The sequence below is a fragment of the Bacteroides sp. 519 genome (assembly GCF_010500955.1).
Lineage (GTDB): Bacteria > Bacteroidota > Bacteroidia > Bacteroidales > Bacteroidaceae > Bacteroides.
The window spans coordinates 1-21,965 of the sequence record NZ_QVMJ01000035.1 but is presented as its reverse complement, the minus strand read 5'-3'; the positions used below and the strand labels follow the sequence as shown (position 1 = coordinate 21,965).

The following is a 21,965-nucleotide window of genomic DNA, read 5'->3' as shown; positions in this document are numbered from 1 at the left end:
TTATTATTAATATTTAATTCGTGCGTGAATATAGAAACAAATTATTAATTTTGCAGCGCATTTTTAAAACGAATATGCAGTATTTCTACATATTTTATAAAGTAACATTATAAAACCCTTAAAAGTTTAAACAAAATGATTAAAGTAGGTATTAATGGTTTTGGCCGTATCGGACGTTTAGTTTTCCGTGCTGCTCAAACAAGAAATGACATTGAAATTGTAGGTATCAATGACCTGATTGACGTAGAATACATGGTTTACATGTTGAAATATGATACAATCCATGGCCGTTTCAATGGTACTGCTGAAGCAAAAGATGGTAAATTAATCGTTAACGGAAAAGCAATCCGTGTAACTGCTGAAAGAAATCCTGCTGATTTGAAATGGAACGAAGTTGGTGCTGAATATGTAGTTGAATCAACTGGTTTATTCCTTTCTAAAGATAAAGCTCAGCTTCACGTTGATGCTGGTGCAAAATATGTTGTAATGTCGGCTCCTTCAAAAGACGATACCCCAATGTTTGTATGCGGTGTTAACCTTGACTCTTATGTTAAAGGTACTCAATTCGTATCAAACGCTTCTTGTACAACTAACTGTTTAGCACCTATCGCTAAAGTATTGAACGACAAGTTCGGTATTAAAGATGGTTTGATGACTACAGTTCACGCTACAACTGCTACTCAAAAAACAGTTGACGGTCCTTCTATCAAGGATTGGAGAGGTGGTCGTGCTGCTGCTGGTAACATCATCCCTTCTTCTACAGGTGCTGCTAAAGCTGTAGGTAAAGTTATTCCTGAATTGAATGGAAAACTTACAGGTATGGCTTTCCGTGTTCCTACTTTAGATGTATCAGTTGTTGACTTAACTGTAAACTTAGCTAAAGAAACTACTTATGCTGAGATTTGTGCAGCTATGAAAGCAGCTTCTGAAAACGAATTGAAAGGTATCCTTGGATATACTGAAGACGATGTAGTATCTTCTGATTTCATCGGTGATGCTCGTACTTCTATCTTCGATGCTAAAGCTGGTATCCAATTAACTCCAACATTTGTTAAAGTTGTATCTTGGTATGACAACGAATGGGGTTACTCAAACAAATGTCTTGAACTTATTGCTCACATGGCAAAAATTAACGGATAATCGGATAAGATACTCCAATATAATAAAGGCAGTCTTCGGTATGAAGGCTGCCTTTTTTGTGCTTAAGTAAATTTGGATGATTGTGGTTTTATTCCCATCCAGAGTTTTGTGGTGCTAGTTGTGGGTTCAGCAGAATCTCATTGGTAGGGATTGGATAAAGGTATAATTTGTCGTTCCATTTTCTTATGCGGTCGGCACCGTATACCTCGGCATATTTGCCTTCTTCCGGAATCCATTTGCCAATATAGGTACTGGGATTATCGGTAATTTTACCAGCTTTCCAACGTAGAATATCTTCCCACCGGAATCCTTCGCCACCTAACTCAACACGGCGTTCGCGGCGGATTTCCTGTAACAGAGTCGATAAATCATATCCCCATTCCGGCCAGTTAGGATCAACAAATCCAACTTCGGTTTTTAAATGAGGCATGCCAACACGGTTGCGCAACAAGTTGATAGACTTATCCAGATCCGATTGTGTAATTGTTCCCAACTCAGCTTTTGCTTCGGCATAAATAAGTAATGTTTCGGCATAACGGTAAACAATACCATCGTACGTATTGGAGTTTGCCTGATGATTGGCCTCTATATTAGAGTAATACTTAATTATGTTATAACCGGTATAACAATAATTGCTAATAAGGTTATCCTCTCCAAGGCGTGTAACTGTACCATTATCTGCTATTCTCCATGCAAAATCAGGAGTCAGAATGGTTTGTTTTAAACGTGGGTCGCGATTTGTTGTTTCATCAGCAATGTTCTTATCTCCTTTATACAACTCACTTATACCAATTGGTTTACCGTCTGTACACAAGTATGCATTTACATAATCTTTAGAGAAACCGGATTTAGCTTCGCTTATGGAACGGGTTGAGTTATGTTGTCTGATGTCTTTTTTATAAGTCGAAGGTAAAATAGCTTCTGACAATCCCGATTTATCCTCTATCAGAAACATGTTATAATAATCGTTCAAGGGATCGCCTGTAGTATAAATGGCGTACTTCTCGGTTGCCATAACTTCGGCTGCTGCGCTTGCTGCTAACTCAAGTAAGGTTTTTACTTTGTCGGCACTAATTCCAAGTTCGGTGTGATACTTGTAATAAGTACCCTCGCGCAGGCACAAGCGTGCTTTTATGTGGCGTGCAACATCTTTACCTATTCTTCCGGTTTCGGGGCGTTCGGGTAACCACTTAATGGCATAATCCAGGTCTTCAATAATTTTATCCATTACCAATTCCCGTTTCATGCGTGGGCCATACAGAATATCATCGTCGTTTGTGCTGAGGTCTTCTTCCAACCAAGGCACATCACCAAATGTATTGATTTTATTTGCATAATCCAGTGCGCGGAAGAAACGTACTTCGCCTACATACTGGTTAATCTCTGTTTCTGTTCCTGTGGCTTTTGTATAGCGAGCCAAAAAATAATTGGTATAGCGAATGTGCGACCATGCACTTTTGTTCCAGGTAGACGCGGTATTAGGAATAGGATACTCGTTCCAGAAGAAATCCGGACGCGAATGAGGCACTTGATTATCGCTGCTACCATCGCCAAGAGATACCAGTCCGCTAGGGAAGTATGAATAGAAACGATTTGCATACGTTTTCAAATCGTTTGGAGTATTCCAAAAAGTTCCATCGTTAATAGCTTCCTGATAGCGATCGAGGAAACCATCATTACAAGCCTGAAGTGTAATTGAGGCTATTATTGCTAGAAATAATTTATATTTTTTCATCTTGTAATTGTTTAGAGTGTTAAACTAATACCAAAGGCAAACGATTTTTGGAAAGGATATTTATACGGATCGGTTAACTCGGGGTCGAATCCTTCGAATGTATGTTTGATAGTGAACAGGTTTTCGCCCGAGAAATAAACACGTAATTTTTCAATACCCACTTGGTTTAAAATGTTCTTAGGAATAGAGTAACCCAGTGTAAGCGATTTCATACGCAGATATGCACCGTTTTGCAAGAACCGGGTTTGTGTTTGATTAAACCAACCACCACCATCGAAACGCGGACGGGGGAATAACGCATTGCGATTATCTTCGGTCCAATAGTCGGTGTTTACTTTCGAAGGTACTTGCCATTGACTGTCATAGTGTGCCAGGAATAATTTCTGTGGCAAATTGATATCGCGTTTACCAACACCCTGGAAGAAGAAGCTCAGGTCGAAGTTTTTCCATTCCGCAGTTCCCCTGAACCCATATTGGTAGCGTGGGGTAGAGTTACCAATGATTTTCTGGTCGCCTGGTTTGTAGATGGTTTCTTCGCCCCAATGGATTTTTTTATCACCATCCAGGTCTTCAAAACGTATATCACCAGGTAGTGGAGTTTTACCATTCAATAAGGTATGATCGGGTGCACTGTTTATTTCTTCTGTACTCTGAAATAGTCCGGCTGTTTTGTATCCCCATATCTCACCGATTTTCTTTCCAACATAGTAATCTTTGAAACTACCACTTGGGTTGTCGTATTTGGTAACCTCAGCCTGATAGTCGGATAGGTTAACGCCTACCGAATAGTATAAACCATTTGGCAACACATCGTTCCAGCTCAGTTCTACTTCCCAACCTTTGTTTAATATTTCGGCAGCATTCTGCATCGGTTCGTTGGTTCCCAGAATACCCGGCAATTGCTTACCAGTCATCAGGATGTCCGAAGTGCGTCGTTGATAGTAGTCGAATGTACCTTTCAGGCGATTCTGAAGCAAAGCAAAGTCCACACCAAGGTCCCATTGTGTAACGGTTTCCCAAGTAAGTGTACTGCTAACCAATCCGCCCGGTGTTACATATTGTGGTTGTGTTGACCCCATAATCCAAGCCAATTGGGCACTACTGTAATTAGATAAATAAGGCTGATACTGATCTAGCGATTGATTACCTAAACTACCATACGAGAATCTTACTTTCAATTCGTCTACAATATTACGGGCACCTTTGAAGAAGTTTTCATTCGATATTCTCCAACCAATTGAGGCCGATGGATTAAATACAGCACGATCGTCTTTGGGGAAACGGGAAGACAAATCGTAACGTCCGTTTACTTCAATCAAGTACTTATCGTCGAAGCTATAATTTAAACGAAGGAAAGCACCGCGTAATGCCCATGAGTTGTCGTTACTACCTACATAACGGTCGCCGGTTGCAACACTCAATGAAGGGATATCGTTCGAGATAAGATTTCTTCTTTCGGCATTGAAGCTTCTGACATGCTTTTCTTCCTGATTGAACCCAACCAATCCTTTGAGGTAGTGTTTGCCAAGTGTTTTTTCATAATCGGCAAACAAGTTTACTGCATTGTATGTATCATCAGCCTGATATTGGTACACTCCATTTGGATTTGTATGTGGGAAAACCTGCAAATATTGTCCATCAACACCATATTCGTTCAGGGTTTTTACATGTTGCTTATCTACCCGGCTATAGAAATTGAATGTATAGTCAAAGTTGATTGATGCTCCGGCAAAAGGAGTTATCCGGGCAGTAATTGTATTCCAGAAGTCGTTTTTACGAGTCCAGCGGCTACCAGCATCTTCGAGTATGGCTGCAAAGTTGGTAAAGTTACCTTGTCCCGCCCAGTTACCATCCGGATGTTTAACCGGCATAATGGGGCGTGTGTCACCACCAATAAAGTTGTCGCCGTGAACACGTGTTTGATTTAGACCACTCAACTCGGTACGGTTGAACGATGTTTTCATACCAACTTTTAACCATTTGGCTATATCATAGCTAATGTTATTTACCAAGTTGAACTTTTTAAACGACTCATTACCATAACGAAGCAACGAACTCTGATCGGTTAATCCAGCCGATGTATAATAGGTCACTTTTTCCGATCCACCGTTAATACTGATGTTGTATTGCTGAATCGGGTAACTGGTTTTATACATTTCCTTCATCCAATCGGTGTTGCCGGCGTATGTGTATTTACGTCCGTTACTACTTTCCGTTGGGTCGCTATGTACAAATACAGGGCTGCTTTTCGATGGGTTTTCGTAGTAATCGCGAATGTGTTTCATCCATTCATCGTCAAAGTATGGTTTGTCGTTGGTAGTCATGTTAGCTGCATTCATCCAGTTAGCATACTCCATTGAGTTCATATACTCGGGCCGGGTGGTTGGCGAGTTGAAAGATATCGTAGCATCAAAAGTTACTTTGGGTGCTTCGTTTTTGCGTCCGTCTTTTGTAGTGATAAGTACTACCCCAAAAGCAGCACGCGATCCATAAATTGAAGCAGAAGCCGCATCCTTCAATACAGAGATATTCTGAATATCCTGAGGGTTTATCATGTTGGGATCCATTTCAACCCCATCTATCAACACAAGCGGTTTGCCCGATCCTGAACTGATTGATCCTGTTCCGCGGATAGTGAAACTTGATCCTTCGCCGGGGCGGCCACTGGTTGATACATTGAGGTTAGGAATAACCCCTTGCAAACCTTGACCCAGGTTTATGATAGGGCGGTCTTTAATAACTTTGTTATCAACGGCCGATACCGCACCTGTTAAATTGGCTTTCTTTACAGTTGCATAACCCACAACAACTACTTCCTGAAGCAATTCGCTGTCTTCGGCCAACTGTACTTTTAATGAGCTGCCATTAAATACAACTTCGGTTGATTTATAGCCAATAAACGAGATTACAAGGGTTGAACCTACAGGGGCATCTACGGTAAATTCTCCATCTAAATTGGTTATTGTTCCGGCAGAACCTCCTTTTACTTTAACATTTGCACCAATAATGGGCTCGTTGTTTTTATCAACAATTACACCGGTTGCTTTTGCTGTGTTTTGATGAGGTGTTTGAATTGAGATTTCATTCTGACCCGAATTGGCCAAAACAGATACTGGATGGGTTAGAAGAAACGTGGCAGTAAAGGCACTAAGAATACTGGTTGAGAAAACTCTGAAGTTCCTCAACATGGTTTTTTGTTTTTTCATAAATGTGATAGAATTTTAATGTATAACTTCTTTTCGAAATTAATGTTAGTCTCTTTTTGTTGTTCTACAGTATGTTACATAGGCTTTAAGTTTTTAAAAGTTAGTACTAATCATATATTTGGTTGTTAGTCCTCTATTTATTCCAACCGGGGTTTTGTTCCAGTTGATTGTTCAATGCCAGCTCGGTAGCGGGCAATGGCAGCAGGTAATCTCTTTCGGTATTGAACCGGTAGCCATTGGCAATGGCACTGAGGCCTGCATAAGGGTCGATATACCCTTCCTGGTTGATGCTTATTTGCGAAACCTCACCCAGAAGCGGAAGTATAATTTCTTTGAAATCTTCTTCATTCTCTAATCCTTCCCATTGTGCTCTTTTGGCCCCCAACGGACGTTTGCCTACTATTAATTCGTTGGCAGCTGCCCATCTGAAAATATCGTCGACCCGGAATCCCTCGGCTAGTAACTCTATTTTTCTTTCACGGCGTATTTCGTTAATAATGGGGCTCAGGTGCGGAAACTCCCAGTTAGGGTCGGGCGTAATATTTGCCAGTGTTAGCATTCCTTCGGCAGTAAAGCCAGCCCTTTGCCGCAGTTTGTTTATGGTGTTATCAATATCGGTTTGAGTAATAATGCCCAGCTCGGCTTTTGCTTCGGCATTGATAAGAAGTGCTTCGGCATACCGGAAATAAATTAAAGCAGTGATTGAACGGGCTGTTTCGTATTGATAGTTATCCGGATTGTGACCTTTGTAAAGCTGATAGCCGGTTACACATTTTTCGTTTGGTCCGGTATTAAATGTAGGAACCTTGAAGTAGTTTGTGTTGCTGCCTGTAAACCTGAAGTGTTTGCCATCGTTTACATAAATGCTTTGTTCAAGGCGTGGGTCTCTATTGGCAACTACATTTACAAGTGTTTCGTCGCCTTTATACAAAGCACTAACTGCAATGGGCTTACCATCCATGCACAAATAAGAGTCGATCATTGTTTTACTGATACCGGCTCCGGCACCATTGCAACTATATCTGCCCCAATGATGAAACACTCCCTGAGTGGCATCGTATTTTCGCCAGAGCAAAATTTCCTTGCTTTCCAAATGCGATTCGGCATTGAATAGTTGCCAATATCCATACTCTTTTAACTGATTGTCGAGGTCGCATATACCAGATTCTATCAGTTGATCGGTTACGTGTGCAGCTTTTTGCAAAAACGTACTTCCGTTGGCGTGTTCTACACCAAATACGGTTTGTGCGTGGTATTTTTCCCAAGTACCTTCGTAAAGTGCTATACGGGCTTGCAACAACATGGCGGTTTCCTTATTAATTCTTCCGGTGTAGCCTCGTGCAATAGAGGGTAGGTAACCAATGGCCTGATCCAGGTCGTTTAGCATATACTCTGCAACTACATTGCGGCGGTCGCGTTTTCGATATAAAAGATGGTTTGAATCTACCTGTAAAGCGTTTGAGTAAAACGGTACATCTCCAAACCTTTTAAGCTTTTCGAAGTAAAACAATGCACGGAAGAAGAGTGCTTCGCCCACATATTTATACTTTCCGGGGTCGTTTTCGGTAACCTCTTCGTATTTATCAAAGAAATAGTTGATGGCTCGCAAAGCTTCCCAGTCGTTATAGCCCCAACCACCACCTTCTTGCGGTATGGTGCCTTCTCCATTCATGCGTGTGTTGTAGTTGGTGGATATTTGCGTATCACTTCCAGCCGACCGGTCGAGGGTAAAGGGGCCAATACCATCAAAGCTATCGTATATGGGTAACAGATCGGTGCGGTTATACAAACTGTTGATGTATAGCTTCATGTCATCAACAGTGTTCCAGTATTCATCTTCTCCCAAAACATCTTCCGGCTTTCTTTCCAGAAAACTGTTGAGGCATGATGAGAAAAACATCGCTGTAAACAAGTAAATGATATATTTGAAGCAATGAACCATAGTGCTAAAAAATTAAATTAAACCCAACTGAAAAATTAGACTGTAACGGATATATCTTCCCATTGGTACCAGCAAATTCCGGATCGACCGTACTAACCATTTTGGTGAAAGTTATAATGTTCTCCATATCAACATATACCCTTAACTTGTTAATATTTAATAGCCTGGTTACTGATTCGGAAAACGTATATCCCAGTTGTATATTCTTTAATCGCAGGTACGAAGCATCTTGCAGGTATTTTGTTTGTATCTGTTGGTTTTTACTATTCTGTGTTTCGTTTAAATAGTATTTTGGGAAATAACCGTTTATATTGTCTTTGCACCACCGGTTGCGATGTATGCTAAAGAGGGAACTGTGCCATTGTCCTTCCCAGATTCCCCAGAAGTAATTGGAGTTAATCCATGCATCACGTTTTGCTACTCCTTGAAAGAAAACAAATAAATCAAGGTTTTTGTAATTGATATCCGTCATTAACCCATACTGATAACGAGGTTGGTTATTGCCGATAATCTTCTTATCGCCTGGGTTTGATAATGTATTATCGCCCCAATCTATTTTATTATCTTTATTGAGGTCAACATATTTAATATCGCCTGCTCCCCATTTGGTATGGAATATAGATTGGTCGGGCGAGGCTGCAGCATCTTCTTCCGACAAGAAATACCGGTTGGTAACATATCCCCAGATGTCGCCTACCCGTGCACCTGCATACCATTGATTGATAGAGTTGTTTTTGTTTGGGAATTTACGGACCTTGCTTCTCGAATCGCTCAATACAGCCCGGATGTTGTATTTAAACTCACCTATGGCATCGCGCCAGTTTAATGTTAGTTCAAAGCCGTTGGTAACCAAAGATGCATTGTTGGTTTGAGGTGGTTGGGTACCCAATACCCCCGGAAGCTGTTCGGCTGGGCCAACTGTATTATCGGATGTACGGCGAAAAACATCGACAGATGCTTGCAAACGGTTTTTGAATATACCAATATCGAAACCTCCATTAAGTGTGGTGGTGGTAATCCATGTTAAATTCTGGTTTATCAGTGCTGGGAACGACACATAAGGATTTCTGGCTTCGGTAAATATCCAGTTTGCTCCAGACGATCCGGTGGTTTTCAATACACTATAGAAAGGATAGCGTGAATTCGATAGGAAAGTTTGGTCGCCCAATGAACCATACGAAAGGCGTATTTTAGCAAAATCGGTTCCCCGCAATATGGAACGGCTAAAGTTTTCTTCCGAAATGACCCATGCTACCGATACGCCCGGATAAAACTTATAACGCACATTGTCTCTGAAGCGGGAAGTACCGTCGTAGCGACCGTTAAACTCGAACAAATATTTGTTTTTATACCTGTAGTTCAGTCGGCCGAATATCCCAACCGAGGCCAATGTTGATTTAGACTCGCCAATGCCGATGTTAGAACCGTAGGTGGTTGACAATGAAGGCAAACCAGGTGTGTACAAATCGTTGTTCGACGCATTTACAGCATGGTCTTTATACAACTCTTGGGCATATCCGGCCAGAATCTTCATGCGGTGGGTGCTATTAGTCAATTCGTAAGTAGCAAATACGTTTGTAATGTGTTGTTCATTCTTGCGGTTTTCCCGGTATATATGGTCGGGTGCAGTGCCGCTTACTTCGTATGTTCTACCATCCGGGCGGTAAGCCTGAACGGCAAACTTATTTTCGGACGAATCTACATAATAACCTCCAAACGTATAGTTGGCTGTTAGCTCCAGTCCCGGAACAAGTGTGTAAACCATCTCGGCAGTGAGATTTGCTTTGTCGGCAGTCGATGTATTTCTTCCACCTTCTTTCTGCAATAAAATATCGTTGGCTTCGTTTAAATGTCCGTCGGGGTTGTACAATGGCAGGTTGGGCCATTTGCGTGCTATTTGATGCAGGTATCCACCTTCGCCTGTTTTTGAATAATATGGATTGGGGGTGTTGGTTGTTCCACGCGAAAACGTTCCCCGGAAGTTAAGTGTTAACTTATCGTGCGGATTAGTTGAAATGTTAATCCGGGTTGAATATAGCTTATACGAATCGTTTCCATAAGCATATATACCATTCTTTTCATTATATCCCACACTGAGATAGTAAGATGACAGTTCTGTACCACCCGAAACGCCCAAATAGTGCTTTTGATTGAAAGAGTGCTTTTTAAAATAAACATCAAACCAATCGTTGTTATCGTTTCCTTGTTCAAAGTCTCCCCAAACTCCCCGTCCTTCGTCTTTTATTGTGGTGGTAGTTATTTTTCCATCTATGTAATCCTGCATTCGTTGAATCACCTCTTGGCTGAACAATGGTAACAGGTTTGAGTTGACCGATGCTTCATTGTATATTTGTGCAAATTCAACCGAACTCAACATCTTTGGCAGGTTGATAGGTGTTGACCATCCAAAATTTGCATTGTATGTAACCAGTGGTTTTTTACCCGGTTTGCCTTTCTTGGTTGTAATAAGAATTACACCATAAGGAGCACTCGACCCATAAATGGCTGATGATGCTGCATCTTTCAAAACAGATATACTTTCAATATCACCGGGATCGATTACATTTAAATCGCCTCCTTGCACACCATCAATAACAATAAGTGGTTCGGCTGCCGAGGTTACCATTGTATTGTCGGCCATTCCAAATCCGCTTATGCCCCGGATGTTGATATTCATTTTAGCTCCGGGAGCGCCTCCGGTAACCGATGATATGTTTACGTTAGCCATTGCTCCCTGTAGTATTTTAGCAACCGAAGTAACCGATTTGCTTTCGAATATCTTTTGGTTAAGTTGGTCAACGGCTCCGGTAAGGTTTGTTTTAGACGATGAACCATATCCGATAACCACCACTTCTTTCAGCTCGTTGCTGTTTTCGGTGAGGTAAACCATCATGTTGTTTTCGGCTTTCAGTTTTTGAGTCATATAACCAACATACGATATTATAATAAAACTTTCTTTGGGTACTTTAAGTGAAAATTGTCCGTTGATATTAGTTACTGTGCCTGCTTTTTTGTTTTCGTGCATCACAGTAGCACCAATAACCGGCTCTCCGGTTGTATCAAATACCGTTCCTCTGATTAATACTAAAGATTCATCTCGGTTGCTGCGAACAAGGATTATTTGTTTGTTGCGAATTGCAAAATGTATTTCCGTGTTTTGCAGCATGCCTGTTAAGGCTTTCTCTATAGATTCGTTTGCGGCAGATAAAGAAACTTTTTGTTCCATATTTATATTATCTGCATCGTAAAAGAAGGTATAGGCCGAAACTTCCTCTATTCTACTGATTGCCTCCGATAAAGATATATCAGAAAAGCGAATGGTGATTCTTCCTGTTGGGGTCTGTGTTAATAATTCTAAGTTACTTAAAAAAACAAATAGAACTAGAATCCCATATCTGGTTAATTGCATATCTTTGTATATAACATTATTCAGGTAATCAGTCAGTATTAATCAGAGGAGGTTGTTAGTCCCGGTATTTAATACAAATGTGATAGATTGCCAGGCTCCATAACTAGCACTTATGGGGCCTTTTTTTACGTTTTACTTCATAGATTTTTCTTGTTAATTAATAAATGAGTACTTTATTGTTTGTGAATGTGTATTTTATAGGATGTATATTCGATAAAGACAATAATATTTCATCCAACGACTCATTGCGAACAGTGAATGTGCATGAATAATTTTTCTCTTTTATGTTGTTTTCCAGTTCAATGTCAACATTATACCATTGCGATAGATACTTGCATATTTGAGTAATGGGCTGTTGGCTGAATTTAAGTTGGTCTTTCGTCCATAAACTTTCTAAGTGGGGATCGGAGTTTTCAACGATAAACGATTTGCCCGATGTGTTGTAAACGCCCTGCTGCCCGGGTAATAGTTTTATGCTTTCTTTCCCGGCAATAAGTTCAACAGCCCCTTCGAGCAGACTTACTGATATGCCAGCTTCATTGTTTGTTTTCATGTTGAACTTGGTGCCATATACTTTTACGTTAACGGCATCAGTTTGTACAATAAATGGCTTTTCGGTATTATGATACACTTCGAAATAACCTTCACCTTGCAATGATACATTGCGGTGGGTAACCCCATAATCGGACAAAAATGTTAAGTGTGCATCCTTATTGAGCCATACAATAGTACTGTCGGGCAAAACAAGTCTGGACTTTCCTTCCATACTTTCATATTTCTGTATAAATGCAACAGGGGTTCCGGCTGATTTTTTGTTAATAACAGATAGGGTTATAACATTGAAGGCAAGTAGTATTGCAGCAGCAATACCTATATACATGTATCTTTTCCGGGAATCGGCTTTTTTCTTTCGGGCATTTATTCTGTTCCAAAGCTGTTGCTCGTAAAAGGCAGTATCTACATTGTGGCTAGATGCTTCGGCTCGAATCGTTTCCCATAATTCAAGCAGTTCGTTGTAGAGAGCTTTGTTTGCCGGTAATTGGAGCCAATTGGATAACTCCTGCTCTTTTTCCGGTTTAATGTTTCCTTTAAAAGCCGAGAGAATATTGTCCCAAGGTATATTTTTGGTATTAGACATCTGCAAGATCATTAAAATATTAAGGTCTTTATAGTATAGACACTAAAATATTAGTTAACCCTTATGTCCTTATTGTTTTTTTTTCTACTCAGCTATGTATTTGTTCACTTCTTCAACTCAGGATAGCTGATACGGGTGTGGTAAATCGTCATTAGTTTTTCTTTGAAAACCTTCTTAACAATGGCAATATCCTGAAATGTAATTGGACATTCTTTGAAATACCCTTCCTCAACCTGTCCATCGATGATTTTTTCAATTAATGTGCCAATTGATTCTTCGGTATAATCCGGTAAGCTACGCGAGGCAGCTTCAATTGCATCGGCCATCATCAGGATAGCGGTTTCTTTAGAGAACGGATTCGGACCGGGATAGGTAAATAAAGCATCATCGGGTTCTTCACCGGGATGCTCATTTTTCCAGGAGATATAGAAAAATTTGGTTTTGCTACGTCCGTGATGGGTAGCAATAAAATCCTTTATTGATTGAGGCAGGTTATTTCTTTCTGCCAATTTTAAACCATCCCTTACATGGTTAATAATGATTTCGGCACTTTGCTCGTAAGGCAAATTTTTATGTGGATTGATTGCTCCCTGTTGATTCTCGGTGAAGTAAGCCGGATTTTCCATCTTACCAATATCATGATACAAAGCCCCTGTACGTACCAGCTGACTCTTCGCACCAATACGATTGGCTGCCTCCGAAGCCAGGTTTGCTACTTGCATAGAGTGTTGAAATGTTCCGGGTGCAACTTCGGACAAACGCCGGAGCAACGGATTGTTAACATTCGACAGTTCGACCAATGTAACATTAGAGGTAAATCCAAACAGTTTTTCCAATAAAAACAAAAACAGGTAAGCAAATAACAATAATATTCCATTGGTGAGAAACTCAATATACATAACCCTGTTTAATTTCGATAAATCGTTTTCGGTCATCAATTCGTAAGCCAGAAACAATGCTATGTATGTTAGTGTTACCAGAATAGCGGTGCGGAAAAGCTGCGAACGTTGAGATAGTTCGCGCAAAGTGAAAATCGCAATCAGCCCTGTAGGGATCTGTAATAATACAAATTCGTACGGAAAGCCAAGGATTATAGAGCATATCAATATCATGGTTGCATGTGCAATAAAGGCTGTGCGCGAATCCAAGAAAATCCTGATTACAATGGGTAGCATTGCATAAGGTATTACATATATGTATGTAAAGTTTCTGGCTGTGGCCAAAGCCGTTATTATGCTAAAAAGAACAATCAACATTAAAAGCAGGAAAAGACTCCGCGGCTTGCTGAAGTAATCTTTACGGAATAGTTGGATGTACAGCATAAAACAGAGAATTATTATACTTACCGATATAATTTGCCCTGTAAGAATAAGCCGTTTTTGCAATTGCGATTCGCTTCTTTTTAGCGATTCTTTGCGGAGAGATTCCAGAATATTATACGTTTGCTGATTGATTATTTCGCCACGGTCTACTATTTTCTGGCCACTTTGCACCATGCCTGTAGCCCAGGAATAATTATCGAACAGTTCTTTTCGTGCAGCTTCTGTGCGCTCCTTGTCGTATTTAAGATTAGGATAAATGTATTCATTTATGGCAGCCAGGCGAAGTATATCTGTTGCGTAATTCACAGAGTCGGCCGCCAGAATGTACTCGTAGGCTTCCCTGATAGTAAAAATGCCATCAACCACTCTTGGGGCAGATGCTTTATCTTCAATAACACGGATAGCAGTTACACTGTCGCTATGAAGTATATCGATATCTTCGAGAGAAACGATCCCCGATTTGTAAACATCACTCAACGACTTCTCTATATAACGAACATAGCTTGTAGAGGGTAGGATATTTCTCAGGTTATTGTGGTTGTAAGCCTCGCGCAATTCATTGATGGCATTCTTTTCTACCTCTTTATCCAATACATAGTAGGGACTGAATAGGGCAAGTATGCTATCTTGCTCCTTCTTAACAATAGCATCTTCTTTATAAATAGGGAAATCGAACGTAGCCATTAACTGCCCGTATCTCCATGGCTTGTTGATGTCAAATTGATAGTTAAACTTGCCGTCGCGCGGCATAAAATATACAATAAGTAGAACTGTTGCTATGAAAATGAGAGACTTCAATAAAATCTCTTTATATGGTATATCTTTCTTGATCTTCATTATCCACTGATTTTTCGGCGAAAAGTACAAAAAAAAACAATAGTATCGGAAAAAATGTTTTAATTTTGCCGCCGAATTAGAATAAGTTATGAGTTTTGAGTAATGAGTTATGAGTTGCTGTGCAGCATTGTAAACCCAAAACTCATAACTCATTACTCAAAACTTAAAAATATGTCAGAAAGAAAAGTCAGGGTAAGGTTTGCACCAAGCCCCACAGGTCCTCTACACATAGGAGGTGTTCGTACTGCGTTATATAATTATCTGTTTGCCCGCCAACACGGGGGCGATTTTATACTTCGTATAGAAGATACCGATTCCGGACGCTTTGTTCCAGGTGCCGAAGAGTACATTATTGAATCACTAAACTGGCTGAATATCCACTTTAACGAAGGCGTTGGAATAGGTGGCGAACACGGTCCATACAAGCAATCCGAACGCAGAGAAATATACAAGAAGTATGTTCAGGTTTTATTGGATAACGAAAAAGCATATATTGCTTTCGATACCCCACAAGAACTTGAAGCCAAACGTGCCGAAATTAATAACTTTCAGTATGATGCTTCTACCCGTATGCAGATGCGCAACTCACTAAGCATGCCGACCGACGAGGTAAAGGCGTTGATAGAAAGCGGTCATCAATATGTGGTGCGTATTAAGATTGAACCCAACGAAGATGTACATGTAAACGACCTTATACGTGGTGATGTAGTTATTAACTCTTCAGTTCTGGACGATAAAGTTCTTTATAAATCGGCTGACGAATTACCCACATACCATTTGGCAAATATTGTTGACGACCATTTGATGCTGGTAACACATGTTATCCGCGGTGAAGAGTGGTTGCCCTCGGCACCTTTGCATGTATTGCTATACCGTGCTTTTGGTTGGGAAGATACCATGCCTGCTTTTGCCCATTTGCCTCTACTGTTAAAACCGGAAGGAAACGGAAAGTTAAGCAAGCGCGATGGCGACCGGTTGGGTTTCCCTGTTTTTCCTTTGCAATGGACCGATCCGAATACCGGAAATATATCATCTGGCTATCGTGAAACGGGTTACTTGCCCGAAGCGGTAATAAACTTCCTGGCCCTGTTAGGCTGGAATCCCGGAAACGACCAGGATATACTTTCTATTGAAGAAATGATAAAGCTTTTCGACCTGACACGTTGCAGTAAGTCGGGAGCCAAGTTCGATTATAAAAAAGGTGTTTGGTTTAACCACCAATACATTCAACAAAAAAGCAATGAGGATATAGCCGCAATGTTCCAACCAGTACTGAAATCGCACGGTGTAGATGCACCGGCCGAAAAGGTTGTTACTGTGGTGGGGCTAACCAAAGAACGTGTGAATTTTGTTCAGGAACTATGGGATGCCGCTTCGTTTTTCTTTGTAGCCCCCGAAAGCTACGACGAAAAAACAACTAAGAAACGCTGGAAAGAAGATTCGGCCAAGTGTATGCTTGAACTAGCCGAAGTACTGAACACCATTGATGATTTCTCTCCTACAACACAAGAAAAGGTTGTTATGGATTGGATAGCCGAAAAAGAATATCACACAGGCAACATCATGAATGCGTTTCGATTGGCTGTAGTTGGAGAAGGAAAAGGCCCACACATGTTCGATATTACTTGGATTTTGGGCAAAGAGGAAACAATAACCCGCTTAAAACGAGCGGCAGAAGTGCTCAAATAAGATAACGGAATGGGGGAGTTTTTTTATAATATTGGCATTTTTCTCTACGACATAGGTGTTCATCTCTTGGCCCCGTTCAGTCGTAAGCCACGAAAGATGATGAAAGGTCATTGGGTGGTATATCGTTTAATACGGCAGTTGAGAGAAAAAAATGCAGCGTACATTTGGTTTCATGCAGCCTCTTTAGGAGAGTTTGAGCAAGGACGCCCATTAATAGAGAAGATTCGGGAAGAATATCCCCAATATAAAATCCTGCTTACTTTTTTCTCTCCTTCGGGCTACGAAGTACGTAAGAATTATCGTGGAGCAGATATTATATGCTACCTGCCATTTGATAAGCCTCGCAATGTGCGCCGCTTTCTTGATGCAGCCAAGCCATCAATGGCGTTCTTTATAAAATACGAGTTCTGGAAAAACTACCTGGATGAACTGAACAAACGCTGTATCCCAGTGTACAGTGTTTCTTCGATATTCCGTAAAGATCAGATTTTCTTTAAATGGTATGGAGGAACTTACCGCCATGTACTTGAAGATTTTGATCACTTGTTTGTGCAAAACGAAGCATCTAAACGTTTCCTGTCGCGTATTAATGTAAACAAAGTAACGGTAGTAGGCGATACCCGTTTCGACCGTGTATTGCAAATAAGGGAGGAGGCCAAACCTTTACCATTGGTTGAGAAATTTAAAGGAGACTCTTTCACCTTTATTGCAGGAAGTTCGTGGGGGCCCGATGAAGAGATATTTATTGAGTATTTCAATAATCATCCGGAAATGAAACTGGTTATTGCTCCGCATGTAATAGATCAGACTCACTTGGTTGAGATAATGGATAAGTTGAAACGACCTTATCAATTCTACTCACGCACAGACGAAGAAAATATTCAAAAGGCAGATTGCCTTATCATTGATTGCTTTGGATTGCTTTCGTCTATCTATCGGTATGGTGATATTGCATATATAGGAGGCGGATTTGGTGTTGGCATTCACAACACACTTGAAGCAGCTGTATATGGCATCCCCGTAATATTCGGGCCTAAATACCAAAAGTTTATGGAGGCTATTCAGCTTATTGATGCAAAAGGTGCTTTCTCCATAAAGAACTATGCCCAGTTTGAAGAGTTGGTTGATAAGTTAAGAAACAATGATACTTTTCTTCATGAAACAGGGGCCAATGCAGGCCATTATGTACTTAGCCATGCAGGCGCTACAGATAAAATAATGCAAATGATAAACTTTTGAGTAAATGAGTTATGAGTAGTGAGTAATGAGTTTTGAGTTACCATGCGGCATCGCAACTCATAACTCATAACTCACTACTCACTACTCACTACTCCTTATACCATTCCGAATACATCAGATAGTTGTGTGCAATCTTCTGATTTAGTTCCTTAGCCTGTTCCGGATCAACATTCTTTATAAACTTAGCAGGTACACCACCCCATATACTTCCCGGTTCGATAATCGTATTGCTCAAAACCAAAGAACCGGCGGCTACAATAGCACCTTCGCCAACTACAGCATTATCCAACAAGGTAGATCCCATGCCAATCAATGCATAATCTTTAATATGTGCACCATGGATAGTAACATTATGGCCTACCGAAACATGGTTTCCTATTTCAATGGTCGATTTCTGATAGAGCGTATGCAATACACTTCCATCCTGTATATTCACACCATTACCAATGCGTATTGAGTTTACATCCCCACGCAACACTGTGCAGAACCAGATGCTGCAATCGTCGCCAATTTCAACATCGCCTATAATGGTAGCATTGTCTGCCAAATAACAATTATTTCCTATTTTAGGTGTAAAGCCTCTAACTGATTTAATTAACATAACTCTGTTGCATTAAGTAGCCACTCTTTTTCTTCTTCGTTCAATGACGGACTGATTTTATCATAAACCTGTTTGTGATAATCGTTCAGCCAATCTATTTCTTCTTTGCTTAGCATCTCCTTAATAATTCCTTTTGTACAGATAGGGCAAAGGGTTACAGTTTCAAATTTATAGTAGTCGCCATACATACCTTCCTTATCATTAACTACAAGAATCAGGTTTTCCGTACGTATTCCATGGCTACCAGCTTTATATACTCCCGGCTCATTCGAAGTTAGCATCCCAGGTCTAAGCACAACAGGATTTTCGTTCATCCGGATGCTTTGAGGACCTTCGTGTACATTCAGGAAATGGCCTATGCCATGCCCGGTACCATGTAAAAAGTTCATTCCGTTTTGCCATAGAGGCAAGCGGGCAAGAATATCCAATTGTGCACCTCGTGTTCCGGCTGGGAATTTGGCCATAGCCAAGTCGATATGCCCTTTCAGTACTAGCGTATAATCCCTTTTCTCTTCATCGGTAAGTTCGCCCAAGGCAATGGTTCGGGTTATATCTGTTGTTCCGTCCAGGTATTGGGCTCCTGAATCCAGCAAAAGGAAACCTTTAGGCAATATAGTAGCGTTACTAGCATCTGTAGCCGAATAGTGTACAATAGCGCCATGGGCTCCATAACCAGCTATGGTGTCAAAGCTTTCGCCTACATACAAATCTTGTTCAGCACGGAAAGCATGGAGCTTTTTATCTATACTTAACTCTGTTTCTTTGCCGGTTGTAACAGCTTCGTTCAACCATTTCAGGAACTTAACCATTGCTACTCCATCTTTTCGCATGGCTTCGTGTATACCGTTTATTTCCTGTTCATTGCGGATAGCTTTGAGCAGAGCAACAGGCGATGCATCACGAATAATTGTACATGCAGGATTAACAGCCGAAAGAATTGAATTGTTTGTTTTAGCAGGATTGATCAGAATATTCCGGGCATTAAGAGAAGAAAGATATTTTCCGGTTTCACTATAATCCCAGATTGTAACTTGTTGCTCCTTTAAATATTGGGCTACCTCGGGGGTAAGCTTTTCGGGAGCTATAAAGAATACTGTTTCATTCTGCGTAATCAATAGGTAACTAACTACTACCGGATTACACTTCACATCATTTCCACGAATGTTTAATGTCCAGGCAATTTCATCTAATGCCGAAAGAAATGTGCTTTCGCAATCCTGCTCTGTCAACGCTTCGCGGATTTCACTAACCTTATCCATACAGGATTTTCCTGCATACTTCATTTCATAAATAAATGCAGGCGCTTGGGGCATTGGTGGACGATCGGTCCAGATTGCTTGTATGGGGTCTAAATCTGTTCTAACTTGTATTTTTTGTTTAGCAAGTTTCTTTTCAAGTTCTTCGACCTCACTTGCTGCAAAAACTTGTCCATCAATACCAACAATGCTTCCTTCAGGGAGGTTTTGAATAAGAAAAGTTGTAATATCAGGAGTTTCGGGTAGCATTTCTTTATACAGGTCTATCCCTGTGCCTTCCAACTGCTCTGTAGCTTGAATAAAGTAACGAGAGTCGGTCCACAATCCGGCATTATCCAATGTTACCACTATTATTCCTGCCGATCCGGTAAATCCGGATATCCATTCGCGCGACTTCCAGTGCGGGGCTACATATTCACTCATGTGCGGGTCGGTGCTGGGAATAATAAATGCTCCAAGTCCCTCACGCCACAATATTTGTCGGAGAGATTTTATCCTGTTATTAATGGTTTCTTTCATATTTGTAAAATTGAATTATATCTATGCAAACCTATATAAAATTTACGAATTACCTGATATATATACCTGTTAAAAATAAAAGGAGTTAAAGAAGTTATTGCTTCGCTAGGGAACAAAATAATACCTATTGAAATGTTAAACAAGTAACAAAAAGCGGTATTTCTTGTATTTTGTATTCATTAATTCAAATAAATGACTACTTTTGTTGTTGAAAACAGGATGTGAATCGGTTTTCTTATTAAAATAATGAGAGAGAATTATAAATGTTGTTTTAAAACGAAAACTATCAAATTAATTATGTTTAAAATTGAACGCACAAAGTATGCATGGTTGAATAGCTGTGTATGGTTACTCGTTCTGGTACCTTTTGCTTTATTTAGCTGCTTGCAAGGTGATTGCGTTGGCGACCCTCCCCCTGCTCCTGAACCCCCTCCACCACCCGTAGAAATAGAAGTTGGTGATGATTTTCCTTCTTTGGATTTGGAATTATCTGATGGGACACACCTTACTAACGAATACCTCGATGGTAAGATATCTTTCATATTGTTCTTTACTTCGGCGGCTCCTAAATGTAGGCCTCAGCTTCTTATTGTGGAGCAGTTATACGACAGAATGAAAAACAATAATGATATTGTGATTTTTGCAGTAAGTCGTGAACAAGGTGAATCTACTGTTAGTAGATATTGGGAAGCTAACAAGTATACAATGCCCTATTCGGCACAAGAAGGTCTTGAAGTATACAATAAGTTTGCAGCATCAATTGTTCCCCGTATTTATATTTCCGACCGAACAGGAAAGGTAAGGTATATGTTCGACGATAATCCAACTGCCGAGCTTGATGAACTGCTTAAAATAGTTCACGAACTTCTATCAGAGTCGGTTGAAGAGCCAGGTGAACCTGAGACGCCAGAAGAACCTGAGACACCAGAAGAATAACACAGAGTTTGTAATTGAAAGTATCCGGGTGATAAACCATCCCACCAAATGACAAAACTAACAATCAGTTTATCATTTAGTGGGATGATTTATCACCCGGTTTTTTGTTTTTGTATCACGCCTATGGTACAAAAGTATCACGCTTGTGGTACAAAAGTGCCTTAGTGGTGATACTTTTGTACCACCCTCGGTGGTACTTTTGTTTCGCGCTTAAAATAATTGATGAAACTTTTGTCTCAGGGTTCTAAAAATGATGATACTGCAAGTTGTTGATTGTCAGCAGTGTATTGTTCTTGTTGGTTCTATCTTGTTATGCAAACGCCTAGAGTTAAAATCCAACGGTCGTTGAATTCCGTTGCAACAATATAATATAATAGAAAAGAATAGAACATAACATAACATAACATAAGAAAAAGCAGAATAAAAAGAAATTGCTGCTGTTGATGATAATGGTTCTTAATCGTAACGAATCGTAGGGATACCCCTATGGGTATCCTGATAATGGTTCGCTGGTATCCTAACCTTGGTATCCTAACCAATCAGGATACCCACAAGGGGCATCCCTACAGCGCATTATCCTTCAAGCTATATAGAAGAGCAGCCTTGATCTATATAGCATCGGCCCCTTGATCTATATAGCATTGACCTCTTGATCTATATAGCACCAACCCTCGAAGCTATATAGCTCTAAAATGAAAACATAATCAATTCACCCTCAATTCCGCATGGTTCAACCATTCATCACTATTACCTGCACAAAATTTATGTTCTACAACACATTTCATTATCAACCACTTAGCCATTATCTCTAAAAAACTTTCATATTTTTCTTCTTTAAAATTTGGATTTACGAATAAAGTCCCTACCTTTGCACCCGCTTTACAAGAGAGTACAGCCGCAACAAAAAGATTGAAGTATTGTTCACATTTATTTTAAGTTTTAGAAGCCTTTAAAAATTTTCTAAAAATAATCTAAAATAAATTTGGAAGTTAAACT

The 21,965-nt window shown here is 40.2% G+C and carries 12 protein-coding genes; 4 read left to right on the top strand and 8 right to left on the bottom strand.

Annotated features, from left to right (window positions below; translation table 11 throughout):
* The first annotated feature begins 135 nt into the window (after positions 1-135).
* Positions 136-1,140, top strand: a complete 1,005-nt coding sequence (gap, locus tag D0T85_RS19760) for a type I glyceraldehyde-3-phosphate dehydrogenase (RefSeq protein ID WP_163215237.1) — start codon at positions 136-138, stop codon at positions 1,138-1,140.
* An 88-nt stretch (positions 1,141-1,228) separates the two neighbouring features.
* On the opposite strand, the gene D0T85_RS19755 is transcribed toward gap, so the two are convergent.
* From D0T85_RS19755 to D0T85_RS19730, 6 genes are all read right to left on the bottom strand, one after another.
* A complete protein-coding gene (locus D0T85_RS19755; RefSeq protein WP_163215236.1) occupies positions 1,229-2,875 on the bottom strand; it encodes a RagB/SusD family nutrient uptake outer membrane protein in 1,647 nt (548 codons plus the stop codon).
* Between the two features lie 11 nt (positions 2,876-2,886).
* Entirely contained in the window at positions 2,887-6,081 is a 3,195-nt protein-coding gene (locus D0T85_RS19750) for a TonB-dependent receptor (protein WP_239060773.1), read from the bottom strand.
* Between the two features lie 133 nt (positions 6,082-6,214).
* Entirely contained in the window at positions 6,215-8,023 is a 1,809-nt protein-coding gene (locus D0T85_RS19745; RefSeq protein WP_203558529.1) for a RagB/SusD family nutrient uptake outer membrane protein, read from the bottom strand.
* A 4-nt stretch (positions 8,024-8,027) separates the two neighbouring features.
* Positions 8,028-11,432, bottom strand: a complete 3,405-nt coding sequence (locus tag D0T85_RS19740; protein ID WP_163215234.1) for a TonB-dependent receptor — start codon at positions 11,430-11,432, stop codon at positions 8,028-8,030.
* 157 nt (positions 11,433-11,589) lie between these two features.
* On the bottom strand, positions 11,590-12,570 hold the full coding sequence (locus D0T85_RS19735) for a FecR family protein (protein ID WP_163215233.1): 981 nt from the start codon (positions 12,568-12,570) through the stop codon (positions 11,590-11,592).
* 104 nt (positions 12,571-12,674) lie between these two features.
* Positions 12,675-14,729 carry an HD family phosphohydrolase gene (locus tag D0T85_RS19730; protein WP_163215232.1) on the bottom strand — a complete coding sequence of 685 codons (2,055 nt, stop codon included), beginning with the start codon at positions 14,727-14,729 and terminating at the stop codon, positions 12,675-12,677.
* 171 nt (positions 14,730-14,900) lie between these two features.
* Here D0T85_RS19730 and gltX point away from each other — a divergent pair, with 171 nt between their 5' ends.
* Complete coding sequence (gltX, locus tag D0T85_RS19725; RefSeq protein WP_163215231.1) at positions 14,901-16,418, top strand: glutamate--tRNA ligase; 1,518 nt, start codon at positions 14,901-14,903, stop codon at positions 16,416-16,418.
* 9 nt (positions 16,419-16,427) lie between these two features.
* Positions 16,428-17,657: a 3-deoxy-D-manno-octulosonic acid transferase gene (locus D0T85_RS19720; RefSeq protein ID WP_163215230.1), complete on the top strand. Its 1,230-nt coding sequence runs from the start codon at positions 16,428-16,430 to the stop codon at positions 17,655-17,657.
* 88 nt (positions 17,658-17,745) lie between these two features.
* Here D0T85_RS19720 and D0T85_RS19715 read toward each other — a convergent pair whose 3' ends face one another.
* Together D0T85_RS19715 and D0T85_RS19710 are read right to left on the bottom strand one after the other, a co-directional pair.
* A complete protein-coding gene (locus D0T85_RS19715) occupies positions 17,746-18,258 on the bottom strand; it encodes a gamma carbonic anhydrase family protein (protein WP_163215229.1) in 513 nt (170 codons plus the stop codon).
* Positions 18,252-20,033: an aminopeptidase P family protein gene (locus D0T85_RS19710; protein ID WP_163215228.1), complete on the bottom strand. Its 1,782-nt coding sequence runs from the start codon at positions 20,031-20,033 to the stop codon at positions 18,252-18,254. Before D0T85_RS19710 ends, D0T85_RS19715 begins: the two co-directional genes overlap by 7 nt.
* Positions 20,034-20,330: 297 nt before the next feature.
* On the opposite strand from D0T85_RS19710, the gene D0T85_RS19705 reads away from it, so the two are divergent.
* The gene (locus tag D0T85_RS19705; RefSeq protein WP_163215227.1) at positions 20,331-20,969 is read left to right on the top strand and encodes a peroxiredoxin; all 639 of its coding nucleotides are present in this window, start codon (positions 20,331-20,333) and stop codon (positions 20,967-20,969) included.
* Positions 20,970-21,965: the final 996 nt, after the last annotated feature.

Coding starts and splice junctions, on each gene's coding strand:
- D0T85_RS19740 (WP_163215234.1), bottom strand. CDS start 11,432: ATGCAATTAACCAGATATGGGATTCTAGTTCTATTTGTTTTTTTAAGT.
- D0T85_RS19745 (WP_203558529.1), bottom strand. CDS start 8,023: ATGGTTCATTGCTTCAAATATATCATTTACTTGTTTACAGCGATGTTT.
- D0T85_RS19755 (WP_163215236.1), bottom strand. CDS start 2,875: ATGAAAAAATATAAATTATTTCTAGCAATAATAGCCTCAATTACACTT.
- gap (WP_163215237.1), top strand. CDS start 136: ATGATTAAAGTAGGTATTAATGGTTTTGGCCGTATCGGACGTTTAGTT.
- D0T85_RS19705 (WP_163215227.1), top strand. CDS start 20,331: ATGTTTAAAATTGAACGCACAAAGTATGCATGGTTGAATAGCTGTGTA.
- gltX (WP_163215231.1), top strand. CDS start 14,901: ATGTCAGAAAGAAAAGTCAGGGTAAGGTTTGCACCAAGCCCCACAGGT.
- D0T85_RS19710 (WP_163215228.1), bottom strand. CDS start 20,033: ATGAAAGAAACCATTAATAACAGGATAAAATCTCTCCGACAAATATTG.
- D0T85_RS19715 (WP_163215229.1), bottom strand. CDS start 18,258: ATGTTAATTAAATCAGTTAGAGGCTTTACACCTAAAATAGGAAATAAT.
- D0T85_RS19750 (WP_239060773.1), bottom strand. CDS start 6,081: ATGAAAAAACAAAAAACCATGTTGAGGAACTTCAGAGTTTTCTCAACC.
- D0T85_RS19720 (WP_163215230.1), top strand. CDS start 16,428: ATGGGGGAGTTTTTTTATAATATTGGCATTTTTCTCTACGACATAGGT.
- D0T85_RS19730 (WP_163215232.1), bottom strand. CDS start 14,729: ATGAAGATCAAGAAAGATATACCATATAAAGAGATTTTATTGAAGTCT.
- D0T85_RS19735 (WP_163215233.1), bottom strand. CDS start 12,570: ATGTCTAATACCAAAAATATACCTTGGGACAATATTCTCTCGGCTTTT.